Raw genomic sequence first — 15,240 nt, forward strand, 5'->3', positions numbered from 1 at the left:
TAGTGCTTGCCAATAGGCGTGTCACTCGACTTATGCAATTCAGCTCATCGCTTGATTAGTATACCATATTTTTTAAAAAGGTAAATAGAAAAATTCCCCATACATAAAGCGAGCGAGCTAGTTAGCTGGCTTCACTACGCATTATGCATTTACCTTTAGTTTCTTGAACTCTTCTGTAAGCATCGGCACTACTTCGAATAAGTCCCCAACAATACCGTAGTCCGCAACCTTGAAGATGTTTGCTTCCGGATCTTTGTTGATTGCTACGATAACTTTAGAGTTTGACATGCCAGCTAAATGCTGGATTGCTCCCGAAATACCGCAAGCAATATACAAGTCTGGTGTAACCACCTTACCCGTTTGACCAATTTGAAGGGAGTAGTCACAGTAATCAGCATCACATGCACCGCGGGAAGCACCTACTGCGCCACCAAGTACATTTGCTAATTCTTTTAATGGTTCAAAACCATCTGCACTTTTTACTCCACGTCCACCTGCAATTACAACCTTCGCTTCAGACAAATCAACACCTTCCGTTGCCTTGCGAACTACTTCCTTCACAATTGTACGTAAATCCTTAATGTCAACGGATAGAGACGAAACTTCTCCAGTACGCGATTCGTCTTTTTCAAGTGGGGTAATATTGTTTGGGCGAACACTTGCGATCATCAATCCATCTGTCACAATTTTCTTTTCAAATGCCTTACCTGAATAAATAGGACGAGTAAAGACAATATTTCCACCAGCACTTTCAATAGCCGTTACGTCTGAAATCAAACCAGAATTAAGTTTACTTGCAATTTTTGGTGATAAGTCTTTACCTAATGCAGTATGGCCAAATACTAATCCTTCTGGTGATTCGGCGTCAATAACAGCTAGTAAAGCTTGAGAGTAACCGTCCGGAGTATAGGATCCTAATTTTTCATCTTCTATTGTTACAACCCTGTCTGCCCCGTAATGAATTAATTCATTAGCTAATGAACTTATAGAGTCTCCAACTAATACTGCAACGACTTCGCCACCTTCAGCCACTGTTTTACCAGCTGCGATTGCTTCAAAGGATACGTTACGTAATGCACCATCTCGTGCTTCCCCTAGAACTAAAACTTTTCTTGACATTATGCATAACCCCCTAGATTAGTTGAGTGAAATTTTGTAAACGTGTACAAAAAACATTTTTTTAGATTCGGTTAAACTACCTTTGCTTCATTATGAAGAAGTGATACTAGTTCCTTGACCTGATCTCCTAATTCACCTTCAAGCACTCGACCCGCTTCTTTTTTAGGTGGAAGATAGATTTCAATTGTTTTTGTTTTTGCTTCTACATCATCTTCGTCTAAATCTAAATCATCTAACTCAAGCTCATCAAGTGGCTTTTTCTTCGCTTTCATAATTCCAGGTAAAGATGGATAACGAGGCTCATTTAGTCCTTGTTGACATGTAACAAGTAGTGGTAAAGATGTCTCGATAACCTCAGAGTCCCCTTCAACGTCCCTAACAACTGTTACTTTTGAGCCGTCAACTTCAAGTTTTGTAATGGTCGTTACATAAGGAATATCTAAAATTTCTGCAACACGTGGACCGACCTGACCCGAACCACCGTCAATTGCAACATTTCCACCTAAAATGATATCGGCATCCTTATTTTTTAAGTATTCAGCTAATATTTTTGCTGTCGTGTACTGATCTCCATCTTCCAAATCATCTTCTGTATTAATCATTACGGCTTTATCTGCACCCATTGCTAAAGCTGTACGTAATTCTTTATCGGCTTCATCAGTGGTAGCAACTGTTACAACCGTTACTTCTCCACCATTTGCATCACGGAGCCTAATTGCTTCTTCAACCGCATACTCGTCATAAGGGTTTATAATAAATTCAGCCCCATCTTCACTGATTTTGCCATTGTTAACAACGATTTTTTCTTCTGTATCAAATGTTCTTTTCAATATAACAAAGATGTTCATGTGTTTCCCTCCTAAGTTTTCTGTGCTTTTTTGTAGATTTGTCAAACTTTGTTGTTTTTTATATCGTTGATCTCCGCTACGGGCGAACGCTTTTCGCGGGCGTGGCTTGAGCATCCTGGACGCTTACGCTCCTGCAGGGTCTCAAAGTCTCACGCTTTTCCCGCTGGAGTCGCCGCCCTTCGTTCCAATCAACTAGGTGTGGACTTTATTATCTAAAAGCAACAATCTTTGTAAAAACTTTGTGTATTACGTAAACACTTGTTATCTATTATTTTCCTTTAAACGTTGGCTGTCGCTTGTCAATAAAGGCAGATATTCCTTCTTGTCCATCCTCAGAGACGAACATTTCACCGAATAAAACAGCTTCACGTTTAACAGTTGCATCATATTGTTCATTTTTCATTGAATTTAATAATTCAATAGTTGCTTTTATCCCTAAAGGGCTTTTTTGTGCAATTTTTTGTGCAATCTCCATCGTTTCCTCATGAAGTTTTTCTTCTGGGAAAGCTTGATTTGCCAAACCATACTGGACTGCCTCAACGCCACTAATCGGGTCACTTGTCCACAGCATTTGTGCAGCTTTAGCAATTCCAACGTAACGTGGTAAGCGTGCTGTTCCTGCAAATCCAGGGATAAGTCCAAGCTGCAGTTCTGGTAAGCCCAGTTTTGCCTTTTCACTCACGAGACGGAAGTGGCAGGCCATTGCTAGCTCCAGCCCACCGCCTAAAGCTGCTCCATGGATACTTGCAATAATCGGTTTTGGGAATCGTTCTATTCTTTCAAATAAAGTTTGACCCTTTCTTGCAAGATTCGAAAATTCTTCACCTGAGCTGATTGTTGTAAACTCTTTTATATCTGCTCCAGCTGAGAAGAATCGCCCCTCCCCATGTATAACTAAAACTCGTACAGCATCATTAGACTCTAGTGTCTCTAGTAAACTTGTAAGCTCTTTCAAAACAGCGGTTGATAATGCATTTGCTGGAGGACGATTAAAGGAAATTGTAGCGATATACTCGTCAATTTTTACTTTGAAAAACTCCATCTGCATCCCTCCTAATTATGTATATGTATGTAACACACCTCTAAAAGATAACTAGAGGTGTGTCTTTCCACAACCATTTACTAATAAGGCATGAACATCTTTTGCCAATGCAGACAAATCATATTTTTGTTCGTTCATAACCCATGTGGTTGCTGTTTCATCAATTGAGCCAAATATCATTTGTCGTGCTAACCGGACATCAAGATTTGGATTAAACTCGCCGTTTTCGACCCCAAATTGGATAATGGTTTCGATAGTTCGTAAATATCCTTTTAGGACTTCATTAATTCGGTGTCTTAATTCCTTATTTGATTGTCTTAATTCTAGCTGTGTAACGATTGCAAGGTGATGATCAGCAGATAAAAGCTCAAAATGTTTTTCTATTAATGTTAATAACTTCTCTGCTGCGCTCGTTTTTCCTGCTATCTCAGCTTCAATTTTTTCAATAAACTCTCCCATTTTTTCGTGGAATAACGACACAAGAATATCTTCTTTATTTTTAAAATAAAGATAAATCGTCCCGTCTGCCACGCCTGCTTGTTTGGCAATTCTTGAGACCTGAGATTGATGATAACCATTTTCCGCGATGACAACTACTGCTGCGTCTATGATTTGCTTATATTTTGGTTTTGTTGTTTTTTTCAAGATCTTACTTCCTTTCAGAAAAATGAATGAATAGTCATTCATATTTCTATGATAAAACTTAAAACAACAACTGTCAAGAATATATTATTTAATTTGACATGTTTCTAATTGGTTTCTTTTCATTCTTAAAAGAAAAGAGAGCCATAGGCTCACATCATGGCTCGATAGCTTATGTTCATACATAGATGTCTTTAGAGCTGATTGATCCTAATTCTTAATTAACTTTTGTTCTTTTTTCCTTTTCTTCTTCCACTAATACTCGTCGCAGTACTTTACCGACAATTGTTTTAGGTAATTCCTTTCTAAATTCATACACTCTGGGAACTTTATAGGCAGCTAGATGCTTACGGCAATGCTTATCAAGCTCTTCTTCTGTACATTGTTGGCCGTCTTTTAAAACGACATATGCCTTTACTGTTTCACCTCGATATGGATCAGGAATTCCGGCAACAACAGCCTCTTGAATCTTTTCATATTCAAATAGGACTTCCTCCACTTCTCTTGGGTATATATTAAATCCACCTGCAATAATCATATCCTTTTTACGATCTACTACATAGAAAAACCCATCCTCATCCATATAGCCCAAGTCACCTGTTAATAACCAGCCATCCCGAAATGTGGCTGCCGTATCCTCTGGTTTATTCCAGTATCCTTTCATGACCTGGGGACCTTTTACGGCGATTTCGCCAATTTCTCCAAATCCGACAGGTTCACCTGTTTCCATTGAAAGCACTGCTGCATCTGTGTCTGGCCATGGTAATCCAATACTACCATTTATACGATGACCCCAAAGCAAATTTGCATGTGTTACAGGAGAGGCTTCCGATAATCCATAGCCTTCTACAAGCTTTCCACCTGTTACTTTTTCAAATTGCTCTTGAACTTCAAGTGGCAATGCTGCAGAACCACTAATACACGAATCAATAGAAGATAAATCATACTTATTAAGGTCAGGATGATTCAATAACCCAATGTACATTGTTGGTGCACCTGGAAATAAAGTTGGCCTCAGCTTATGAATTGTTTTTAATGTATCTCCTACATCAAATTTTGGCATAAGAATCATTTTGGAAGCCATCATAATCGAAAGATTTAACACAGTAGTCATACCGTATACATGGAAAAATGGCAGTATTGCTAATACAGATTCTTCACCTTTTTTACATTTGTACATCCATTTTGAACACATCTCTGTATTTGCAACTAAATTACGGTGAGTTAACATGACTCCCTTTGGAAAACCAGTTGTTCCTCCTGTATACTGTAACAATGCTAGGTCTTCTTCTGGATCAATTTCAATATTGATTTCTTTTGCCTCGGAATTTTTCATAATTTCCCTAAACAAGTGGTTCGTACCTTCGTGTTCAACTTTAACTACAATACCATATTGCTTCTTTTGAATGTAAGAATAAATCATATTTTTAGGGAAAGGTAGATAATCCTTAATCTCAGTCACAATAATGTGTTCAAGTTGTGTTAGCGCTTTCACTTTTGAGACGCGTGGAAAAAGGATATCCAATGTTATAATAGCTTTTGAGCCTGAATCCTTTAGATGATATTCAAGTTCTCTTTCTGTGTACAAAGGATTCGTCTGGACAACAATTGCACCAGAAAATAACACACCGTAATAGGCAATAACACCCTGGGGACAGTTTGGCAACATGATGGCAATACGATCTCCTTTTTTGATCCCTTGCTCCACCAAATAGTTTGCAAGCTTCAAAGACTCTTCGTACACCTGCGAAAAAGTTAATTCTTTTCCTTGAAAATGAACGGCAGTTTTTTGAGGATATTCCTTTGCTGTTCGTTTCAAATACGTTTGAATCGGAATGTTTTCGTATTCAAGCGTATGTGGAATTTCCTCCGGATAATTTGCTAACCACGGCCTTTCTAACTCCATCTAAAAACCTCCCTTATTTACATTCTATTAAGAATACGAAGTCGTATTCAGTGACCAGTTTGAATTTTCAAACCATTTATATTCATTATAGTATAATGAATATTCCGTGACAATTACATTCATGAATTGTTGTTACTTTATAGGTCATACTTATGGCATGTAAATAGGGCTGATGGATATTCCAATCAGCCCTTTTGCCTATAAAAAGAGATATAATATTCCAACCACCACAAAGATTCCACTAACAACTAACAAAATTTTCGCTAGCTTTTCCATATCTAAAAACCACCATTTCCGATCCCAGCGCCGATTACATAAGAGAGACCCACGGATATAATCATGGATATGAGCCCTACTGCGCGATTATCTTGTTGGATTTCAACATCAATATTGAACTTAGGAGTTAAAAATTCAAAAATAAAATAGCCGATTAATAGGAGGAAGAATCCAAATACGCCCCAGCCGATCATGACGAATAGTGAGTCATGGTTTTGGATGGAATAGCGAAAGATATTTGCGATTCCGAAGATTTTCCCCCCGGTTGCCATTGCAACTGACAGGTTACCTTTTTGGATTTCTTCCCAATTTTTATATTTGGTGACTAATTCAAATATGGCCATAAACAGAACCATACACAGTATAACCACACTGTAGTTAGCGGCTGTTAATACATATTCATTATCCCAAAATTGCTCCATCATCTTCTCTCCCTATTAGAGATTGCACTTCATTCATGTTTATTTGAGTTCTACAACAGTGACGCCTGTTCCACCTTCTCCGGCTTCCCCGAATCTTGTTGATTTTACAGAGCGGTGATTTTTCAGGTATTCTTGAACTCCCTGCCTTAGGGCACCAGTTCCTTTTCCATGAATAATGGAAACACGTGGATATCCCGCTAATAAAGCATCATCAATGTATTTTTCCACTCTTGCTAGTGCATCTTCATAGCGTTCACCACGTAGGTCAAGCTCAAGACTCACATGATAATCTTTACCTCTAACTGTTGCAAGCGGCTTTGTTTCCACTGGTTTTGGGCTACTTACAAACTCGAGGTCTTTTTCTTTTACTTTCATTTTTAAAATCCCGATTTGGACCTGCCATTCATTATTTCCTGACTTTTCAACTAGATGACCCTTTTGATTTAAACTTATTACCTTCACTTCGTCACCAGGAACAAGCTTTCTCTTCGTTTTCGTTGCAACAGATTGTTTATTTGTTTTTTCAGTAAGCTTTGGAACAGCATTTTCCAAACGTTTTTTTGCATCAATCAATTGATGTTCTTTGACAAGCGATTGTTGCTCAAGCTTCATTTTACGTAGATCACGAATGACATGTTCTGCTTCAGCTTTTGCATTTTCAACCGTTTCCGCTGCTTTTTGTTCAGCTTTTTCATATAGTTTATCACGCTGTTCATTAAATTCGATGATTTGTTGTTGTAGTTGCTTATGAAGTTTTTCGGCTTGTTTACGGATTTCTTCTGCTACATCAAGCTCTTGCTCGGCATCCTTTTTACTTTTTTCCAAAGACGCGATCATATTTTCAACAGTGTTCGTTTCAGAGCTAATATGACTTTTTGCAGCATGTATGATTGTATCTGAAAGTCCAAGACGTTTTGAAATTTCAAATGCATTGCTTCGACCTGGTACTCCAATTAATAGCTTATAAGTCGGGCTCAATGTTTCTATATCGAATTCGACACTTGCATTAATAACTCCTTCTCGATTATAACCATAAGCTTTAAGCTCTGGATAATGCGTTGTTGCGATTACCCTCGCACCACGGTTATAGACTTCATCAAGTATCGAGATTGCAAGTGCAGCCCCTTCCTGCGGATCGGTTCCGGCTCCCAATTCATCAAAAAGCACTAGACTATTTTCATCGACCCGTTTTAAAATATCCACAATATTTACCATATGAGATGAAAACGTACTTAAGCTTTGTTCAATCGATTGTTCGTCTCCGATATCAGCATATACGGACTCAAAAACAGCAATCTCTGACTCTTCCTGTGCCGGGATTTGCAAGCCTGATTGTGCCATAATGGTTAATAAACCGATTGTTTTTATTGTCACGGTTTTACCACCTGTGTTTGGACCAGTTATCACGATTGAAGTATAATCCTTACCAAGCTCAATATCATTAGGAACAACTTCTTGTGGATCAATTAAGGGATGGCGCCCCTTTTTAATAAGTACATAGCCATTGCCATTAATTTTTGGTTTCGAGCCTTTTACTTTTTTACTGTAGCGCGCCTTTGTGAACATAAAATCAAGTTCACCAAGTGTCTCTACATTTTGATAAAGTGATTCTGCATCAGCTGCTACTTCATTTGACAATTCAAATAAAATGCGGTCGATTTCTTGTTTTTCTCTTACCCTCGCCTCTTGCAATACATTATTAAGCTCAACCACTGACTGAGGTTCGATAAATAATGTGGCACCAGAAGAGGATTGGTCATGAACGATTCCACCATATGTTCCACGGTATTCTTGTTTAACTGGGATTACATATCGATCATTTCGAATCGTAATAATGGCATCCGAAAGTGTTTTTTGAGCAGAAGAAGAACGAATAATATGTTCAAGCTTTTCCCTAATTCTTGCTTCACTGCTTCGGAGCTGGCTTCGAATTCCACGTAATTTGTCACTCGCACCATCCATGACCACACCATTATCATCAATACAATTCTTTATTTTTTGCTCAAGCTCAAATAAGGGAGTAATGCTTGTAACTACTTCCCTTAATATAGGAAGACTAATATCGTCTTCAATCATGCCTTCTATAAATTTCTTCATTTGACGTCCGGCATAAATCGTGCCTGCAATATCTAATAGCTCCATTGTATTTAAAGCTCCACCGATGCTAGCACGTTTTATGGAGGCTCTGATATCTGTTAATCCTCCTAGCGGAACATTCCCTTTTAAACGCAGTACTTTAGCTGCTTCATCTGTTTGCTCCTGTAGAAAAATAACCTCCTCTACATTTGTAGATGGAATCATTTTATCTACCTTTTCTCTTCCCAATGAGGATGAGACATGCTGTTTGAGCTGCTCCTTCACTTTATCAAACTCTAATACCTTTAAAACTCGTGGTTGCATGCTGTAACTCCCTTCCTGCACCAACTGCTATAACCTAAAGGATCCTTTTAATCCTAAAAATTTCGTTTTAGATAAGCGATTAGCTCATCCTTATCCCATGTATTAATGACATTCTCCTTTTTAATCCACCCTTTTATTGCAGCGGAAACGCCATATCCCATATCCTCTAGCATGTCCATATTATGTGCATCTGTGTTAATGACTAGTTTTACTCCCTTTTCCTGTGCCTTTTTAATATATTCTGATGATAGATCTAAACGATTCAAATTCGCATTTAGTTCTAAAGCTGTATTCGTTTCTTTTGCTAACTCAATTAACATATCGACATCTACGTCATACCCTTTTCTACGCCCGATAATCCTACCAGTAGGGTGTGCGATAATATCTACATGGAGATTTTCTAGAGCGGTTTTTAAGCGCTGCATGATTTTCTCTCTTGGCTGAGTAAAGCTTGAATGGATCGATGCGATCACGACATCGACATCCCTGATAATTTCGTCGTTATAATCAAGGCTACCATCTGGTAGAATATCCATTTCCACACCTGTAAAGATTGTAAAATCGTCATATTTTTCATTTAATCTTTTAATTTCTTTGTGTTGTTCTAATAAACGCTCAGGTGTTAGCCCATTTGCCACACGTAAGTATTGGGAGTGGTCTGTAATCGCCATATAACGATAGCCTTTTTTCCTGCAAGCTTCTACCATTTCTTCGATGGTGTAGGCACCATCACTCCACGATGTATGCATATGGAGATCACCTTTTATATCTTCAAGCTGAATATGTTCCACTTTCTTTTGGAAAGCATCTACCTCGGAGCCGTCCTCTCTTAGCTCTGGAGGGATAAAGGTGAGTCCGAAATATTGGTAGAATTCTTCTTCTGTTTCAAAGGTTTTTATTTCACCTGTTTCACTATTTTCTACGCCATACTCACTTATTTTTTCACCACGTTCTTTTGCAAGTTGCCTCATTCTCACATTATGATCTTTGCTTCCCGTAAAATGATGAAGAGTCGTTGCAAATTCATGTGGTTTCACAAGACGAAAATCGACCGAAATATCATAGCTGTATGAAATTTGGACAGAAACCTTTGTATCTCCACTTGCTATAATGCCATTAATGCCGTTTAGCTGTAAAAGCTGTTCTCTTACTTTTTCAGGTTCATTGGTTGCAATTATAAAATCAAGATCTTTAATTGTTTCTCTCATCCGACGAAGGCTGCCTGCTCGGGAAAATGTAATGATTCCCTCCATCGTACTTAGCTGTTTTTCGATATCTTCAGCTAGTGCAAGCATTAAAGCAATCGGTAAGCGATCTGGTCGTTTACCATATTCCTCAATAGAAGCAAGTATTTTTTCTTCTGTTTTCTTTCCAAAGCCTGCTAGTTTTTGAATTTTTTCATTTAGGCACGCTTGTTTTAGCATTTCCATATCTTCAATGCCAAGTTCCTGATAGAGCTTGGCTATTTTTTTTCCACCAAGTCCTGGAAGGTCCAGTAAAGGAATGAGACCCTCTGGTACCATTTCTTTCAATTCCTTTAAGACAGTTGATTCTCCGGTATCGATATATTCTGTAATCACAGATGCTGTTCCTTTACCAATTCCAGGTAATGTTGTGAAGTCATCGATCGTCGATAAGCTTCGGTCATCATTATCAAGGGCTGCTGCAGCTTTTCGAAAGGCTGATATTTTAAATGGGTTGTCCCCTTTAAGTTCCATATAAATCGCAATTGTCTCTAAAAGACGGATTACATCTTTTTTATTGATTGTCATTGTGACCACCTACCTATATTCCATACGTTTTATATTAATCAGTTGGGGTTTAAATCCCGACTGATTAATATTAGCCCGGGCGAATGCCACGATTTTTCTCGAGAAAGTCGAATAAAATCGGCGCAAGGGCGTATTTCTTCTATCCAAAATGATACAGATTTTTTGTGAAAAAGTCACTTTTTGTGGGTTAAAAGCTGTTTTTCATAAAAAAAACTTCTCTGTTAGAGAGAAGTTAAATCCACATATCCTTAATTTTACCTGTAAAGAATGGGGTATGTTGGACAATCATTTTAGCCATGAATGAATCATTGAGATTAGACTGAACGATTTCTACAGGGAGAAGCGCTCCAATATAAAGTATGATAAAGACAATTAAATATACTTCAACAAAACCTAGTAAACCTCCAGCCCAACCATTGATTTGTTTTAGAAGTGGTAGATTTGCGAGGAAGTCTAGCATCGATCCAATGATTTGCCAAAGGAACTTTGTTGCAAAGAAAATAATGGCAAATGCAATTGCACGATAATAAGAAGTTTCTAAATTCGTACTTTCAAATAAAAACTTCATCGTATCGGCATCACCAAATGTTGGATATGGAATCCATAATACTAATTTTGGCATAAGTTCATCATAATAGAGGTATGCAACGATAAATGCAACAATAAACCCAGTAAGATGAACGATTTGGAGGATAAACCCTCTTTTTAACCCAATTATAAATCCCATTAAAAGGATGATTATTAAGACTAAATCGAACATTTCACGTCAATCCTTTTCATTTTTTGCTTGTTCTAACTGTTTTTCAAGCTCTTCATAATCTTCTTTTAGCTTTAAATGTTCATGGACTATATTAACGGCTGTTAATACTGCCAGTTTATTAATATCAAGTGAGGAATTCTTACTACTAATTTCTCTCATTTTATCATCGACAATTGAGGCCACAAGGCGTATATGGCTTGTGCTCTCAGAGCCGATAATCGAATATTGCTGTCCATATATATCTACTGTTGTTCTTGTTTTTTGTGGCTGTGACAAGTAGTTGGCCTCCATTCTAGTCAATCCTACAAAAGGATGTTCAAAAAAGTCCGGTGAAAATGACTCGTCGAATTTCTTCGTTGGCTCGCTTTTCCGCTCCTCACGTATAAATAGCATACGTTCCGGTGCTCAAAGCTTCACCGCCTCGAACTTCTTGGTCCTTTTCATCCTCCTTTTTGAACACGTACTACTGATAATAATACCATGAACACGATATTTATGGAAAGAAATCTCAACAAACGTTATGATAGATTATAAAGAATAATCTCTTATTATGTAAAGGGGAAGTTATTTTTGTCTAATACTGTCCTAAAGTGTACCCCCGGTACCATTGAAAAAATGAAATTACAATATAAAAATCAATTACAAGATAAGGTCCCACAGGGTGGGGTATTTGTCGCTAAACTACCAAGCTGCACCATTACAGCATATAAATCTGGCAAAGTGTTATTTCAAGGAAATGGCGCTACGGTGGAAGCAGAAAAATGGGGAAGTTCAGAAACTTCTACTAAAAAGAAAACTGTTGCAAAAAACAGTGGCTTGCCCCCCCATATCGGAACATTATCGATGATCGGCTCTGATGAGGTTGGAACAGGTGACTATTTTGGGCCAATGACTGTTGTTGCAGCATATGTTTCGAAAGATAAGTTTGCTTTGCTAAAGGAACTTGGGGTTAAAGATTCCAAGGATTTAAATGACAAACAAATTTGTGAGATTGCTGAATCGATTATTCATGTGATTCCATATAGCTTATTAATTTTACATAATGAAAAATACAATGAACTCCAAGCAAAAGGCATGACACAAGGTAAAATGAAGGCATTACTACATAACCAAGCAATTGGGCATGTCCTAAGAAAAATTGCTCCGGCTACACCAGACGGTATTTTAATCGATCAATTCGCTGTTCCTGATGTGTATTTCAAGCATTTGTCCGGTCAAAAGGAGATTATAAAAGACAATGTGTATTTCAGCACAAAGGCAGAAGGGGTTCATTTATCTGTCGCCGCTGCCTCAATCATAGCAAGGTATTCTTTCATTAAGGAATTTGATAAGCTAAGTGAAAAGGCTGGACTTGAGTTAAAAAAAGGCGCTGGAGCCCAAGTTGATGTAGTGGCTGCTAAACTGATCAAAAAGCAAGGTATAGGTTCACTACGCAACTTCACAAAGCTTCATTTTGCAAATACAGAAAAAGCAAAGAAAATAGCTGGAGTATGAGAAAAGTATAAGACGAGCGCTGTCAGAAGGTGCCTTTTCCGAAGCGATTGGCTTATGACATCGAGCCGAAAGCGCCTGAAGCTAGACATAAAAAATGGAGTGGTCACTTTGGACCCACTCCATTTTTTTATTATGAACGCAATGTTGCATTGAATTTTTCAGCAACAGCTTTTAGTACTTTATCATGTGCTTTTGTTACTTCTTCTTCAGTTAACGTACGTTCTGGATCAAAATACTTGATTGAATAGGCAACTGATTTTTTACCAGGCTCCATACGCTCTCCTTCATAAAGGTCAAAGATTGTAACATCGCGAAGTAACTTACCACCCGCTTCAATAATGACCTGCTTCATGTCACCCGCAGCCACTGATTGATCGACAACAAGTGCAATATCACGAGTCATAGACGGGAATCGTGGAATTGGTCGATAAAGAATTTCTTCAACATCCGCTTCTAGAACATCCTTTAATGATAATTCAACCACATACGTTGGCGTTAAATCTAAGTCTTTTTGGACATTTGGATGAACTTGGCCAACAAACCCAATTTCTTTGTTATCTAATAACACGGTAGCTGTTCGTCCAGGATGCATCCCTTCAACTCTTGCTTGTAGGAATGAAGTTCTGTTTTCAAGACCTAGCTTTTCAAAAAGCCCTTCTAAAATTCCTTTCACTACATAGAAATCTACCGCTTTTTTCTCACCTTGCCATGTTGGTGATAACCATGAGCCAGTCAGAGCAATAGCTAAGTGTTCCTTTTCATCTGGCAGTTCTTGATTCGGTCTCGCAATGAATACAGAGCCAGTTTCGTAAGTCGCCACGCTATCAATTTGACGAGCTAGATTATGTGAAACAACCTCTAATAAATGTGGAAGAAGGCTTAACCTTAAAAGAGCACGTTCTTCACTCATTGGCATGGCTAAACGAATTGGTTCACTTATTTCTAATGCATATTTTTTTGCTTTTTCAGCACTTGTAAGTGAATATGTGGTGCTTTGGTATAATCCAACACCCTCTAAATATCTTCTAACTAAACGGCGCTTTGCTTGATATTCCGTTAATCTACCAGGATTTGATTCACCAACTGGAAGAGTTGTTGGCAATTCATCATATCCGAATAGTCGTGCTACTTCTTCAATTAGATCCTCTTCAATTGTAATGTCAGGTCTGCGAGTAGGAACAGTAACATGGAAAATCTCGTTATCAACACTATATGAGAATTTTAGGTTTGTGAAAATTTCCTCTACTTTTTCTTTTGAAATAGCAGTACCTAACACTTTGTTGATTCTATCAAGTGATACAGATACATTGACTGGCTGAATATCAAGAGTATCAACAGCCACAACACCGTCAAGAACTTCACCACCAGCAAGCTCTACCATAAGTTCAGCTGCACGGTCCGCTGCTTCTCGTGTACGGTTTGGATCAATCCCCTTCTCAAAGCGTGAACTAGCTTCACTACGTAAACCGTGATCTTTAGATGACTTACGGATTGTACTTCCAGTAAAAAATGCAGACTCGATTAAAACGGTTGTTGTATCATTTTTAACTTCAGAATTCGCTCCACCCATTACACCTGCAAGTGCTACTGGAACAGTTCCATTGGTAATCACAAGGTGTTCATCAGTTAATGTACGCTCTGTATCATCTAAGGTCGTAATTTTTTCTCCATTTTTCGCACGTCTAACGAGAATTTCTTTAGAACCTAGTCGGTCATAATCAAACGCATGTAATGGTTGACCATATTCTAATAAAATATAATTTGTAATGTCGACTACATTATTATGTGGACGAATTCCTTCAGCCATCAGGCGTGTTTGAAGCCATAATGGTGATGGACCAATTTTTACATTCTTTACTACACGCGCTACATATAATGGATTATCTTCCTTCGCTTCAACTGAAATCGAAATGTAATCCTCCGCTTTTTCCGATGTAGTAGTCACATTGGGTTGTGGTAGTTTTACGTCTTTTCCTAAAATAGCCGCAACCTCATATGCAACCCCCATCATGCTCATAGCATCAGCACGATTTGGTGTTAGTCCTAGCTCAAGAACCTTATCATCAAGATTTAATTGAGTAATTGCGTCTGTTCCTGGCTCTACCTCATGTGGGAATACAAAAATTCCTTCAGCATATTCCTTTGAAACAAATTTTGATTCAAAACCAAGCTCTTGAAGTGAACAAATCATTCCATTTGATTCTTCACCACGAAGCTTTGCCTTTTTGATTTTAAAATTGCCCGGTAAAACAGCCCCTACCTTTGCGACTACGACCTTTTGACCTTTGGCAACGTTTGGTGCTCCACAAATAATTTGAACAGGCTCACCTTCACCAACATCAACGAGACATTTATTTAATTTGTCAGCATTGGGATGTTGTTCACATTCTAATACATGACCAACCACAATCCCACTAATGCCTTCGCCTAAATGATCGACACCTTCAACTTCAATTCCACTTCTCGTAATTTTTTCTGCTAATTCTTCTGCCGTTACTCCTGATAAATCAACGTATTCCTGCAACCATTTATATGAAACAAACATTCTCTTTCTCCCTC

Annotated in this window: 12 protein-coding genes; 1 reads left to right on the top strand and 11 read right to left on the bottom strand. The window is 38.2% G+C overall.

Annotated elements, in window-relative coordinates; all coding sequences use genetic code 11:
* Positions 1-141 precede the first annotated feature (141 nt).
* The 10 genes from DZB84_RS07770 to zapA form a co-directional block, all read right to left on the bottom strand.
* Positions 142-1,119 (bottom strand): electron transfer flavoprotein subunit alpha/FixB family protein, encoded by a 978-nt coding sequence (locus DZB84_RS07770; protein WP_116351697.1) that lies wholly within the window; start codon positions 1,117-1,119, stop codon positions 142-144.
* Positions 1,120-1,190: 71 nt separating this feature from the next.
* Positions 1,191-1,967, bottom strand: coding sequence for an electron transfer flavoprotein subunit beta/FixA family protein (locus tag DZB84_RS07775; RefSeq protein ID WP_116351698.1), 777 nt, complete (start codon positions 1,965-1,967; stop codon positions 1,191-1,193).
* A 268-nt stretch (positions 1,968-2,235) separates the two neighbouring features.
* Entirely contained in the window at positions 2,236-3,009 is a 774-nt protein-coding gene (locus tag DZB84_RS07780; protein WP_116351699.1) for an enoyl-CoA hydratase, read from the bottom strand.
* Between the two features lie 51 nt (positions 3,010-3,060).
* Positions 3,061-3,654, bottom strand: coding sequence for a fatty acid metabolism transcriptional regulator FadR (gene fadR / locus DZB84_RS07785; RefSeq protein WP_483867254.1), 594 nt, complete (start codon positions 3,652-3,654; stop codon positions 3,061-3,063).
* 214 nt (positions 3,655-3,868) lie between these two features.
* A complete protein-coding gene (locus DZB84_RS07790; protein WP_116351701.1) occupies positions 3,869-5,557 on the bottom strand; it encodes a long-chain-fatty-acid--CoA ligase in 1,689 nt (562 codons plus the stop codon).
* 278 nt (positions 5,558-5,835) lie between these two features.
* A complete protein-coding gene (locus tag DZB84_RS07795; protein WP_116351702.1) occupies positions 5,836-6,255 on the bottom strand; it encodes a DUF350 domain-containing protein in 420 nt (139 codons plus the stop codon).
* Positions 6,256-6,294: 39 nt separating this feature from the next.
* Positions 6,295-8,655, bottom strand: coding sequence for an endonuclease MutS2 (locus DZB84_RS07800; protein ID WP_116351703.1), 2,361 nt, complete (start codon positions 8,653-8,655; stop codon positions 6,295-6,297).
* Between the two features lie 53 nt (positions 8,656-8,708).
* Complete coding sequence (gene polX / locus DZB84_RS07805; RefSeq protein ID WP_116351704.1) at positions 8,709-10,427, bottom strand: DNA polymerase/3'-5' exonuclease PolX; 1,719 nt, start codon at positions 10,425-10,427, stop codon at positions 8,709-8,711.
* 232 nt (positions 10,428-10,659) lie between these two features.
* Positions 10,660-11,187 (bottom strand): CvpA family protein, encoded by a 528-nt coding sequence (locus DZB84_RS07810; protein WP_116351705.1) that lies wholly within the window; start codon positions 11,185-11,187, stop codon positions 10,660-10,662.
* A 6-nt stretch (positions 11,188-11,193) separates the two neighbouring features.
* Entirely contained in the window at positions 11,194-11,463 is a 270-nt protein-coding gene (zapA, locus tag DZB84_RS07815; RefSeq protein ID WP_116351706.1) for a cell division protein ZapA, read from the bottom strand.
* Between the two features lie 294 nt (positions 11,464-11,757).
* Here zapA and rnhC point away from each other — a divergent pair, with 294 nt between their 5' ends.
* The gene (gene rnhC, locus DZB84_RS07820) at positions 11,758-12,681 is read left to right on the top strand and encodes a ribonuclease HIII (protein ID WP_116351707.1); all 924 of its coding nucleotides are present in this window, start codon (positions 11,758-11,760) and stop codon (positions 12,679-12,681) included.
* A gap of 130 nt (positions 12,682-12,811) precedes the next feature.
* Here rnhC and pheT read toward each other — a convergent pair whose 3' ends face one another.
* Positions 12,812-15,226, bottom strand: coding sequence for a phenylalanine--tRNA ligase subunit beta (pheT, locus tag DZB84_RS07825; RefSeq protein WP_116351708.1), 2,415 nt, complete (start codon positions 15,224-15,226; stop codon positions 12,812-12,814).
* Positions 15,227-15,240 lie beyond the last annotated feature (14 nt).

This window comes from Bacillus sp. HNG (assembly GCF_003400205.1).
GTDB lineage: Bacteria > Bacillota > Bacilli > Bacillales > Bacillaceae_L > Ferdinandcohnia.

Bases quoted from the DNA above. Each gene is read 5' to 3' on its own strand.
- DZB84_RS07770 (WP_116351697.1), bottom strand. From the start codon at position 1,119: ATGTCAAGAAAAGTTTTAGTTCTAGGGGAAGCACGAGATGGTGCATTA.
- DZB84_RS07775 (WP_116351698.1), bottom strand. From the start codon at position 1,967: ATGAACATCTTTGTTATATTGAAAAGAACATTTGATACAGAAGAAAAA.
- DZB84_RS07780 (WP_116351699.1), bottom strand. From the start codon at position 3,009: ATGGAGTTTTTCAAAGTAAAAATTGACGAGTATATCGCTACAATTTCC.
- DZB84_RS07790 (WP_116351701.1), bottom strand. From the start codon at position 5,557: ATGGAGTTAGAAAGGCCGTGGTTAGCAAATTATCCGGAGGAAATTCCA.
- DZB84_RS07795 (WP_116351702.1), bottom strand. From the start codon at position 6,255: ATGGAGCAATTTTGGGATAATGAATATGTATTAACAGCCGCTAACTAC.
- DZB84_RS07800 (WP_116351703.1), bottom strand. From the start codon at position 8,655: ATGCAACCACGAGTTTTAAAGGTATTAGAGTTTGATAAAGTGAAGGAG.
- polX (WP_116351704.1), bottom strand. From the start codon at position 10,427: ATGACAATCAATAAAAAAGATGTAATCCGTCTTTTAGAGACAATTGCG.
- DZB84_RS07810 (WP_116351705.1), bottom strand. From the start codon at position 11,187: ATGTTCGATTTAGTCTTAATAATCATCCTTTTAATGGGATTTATAATT.
- pheT (WP_116351708.1), bottom strand. From the start codon at position 15,226: ATGTTTGTTTCATATAAATGGTTGCAGGAATACGTTGATTTATCAGGA.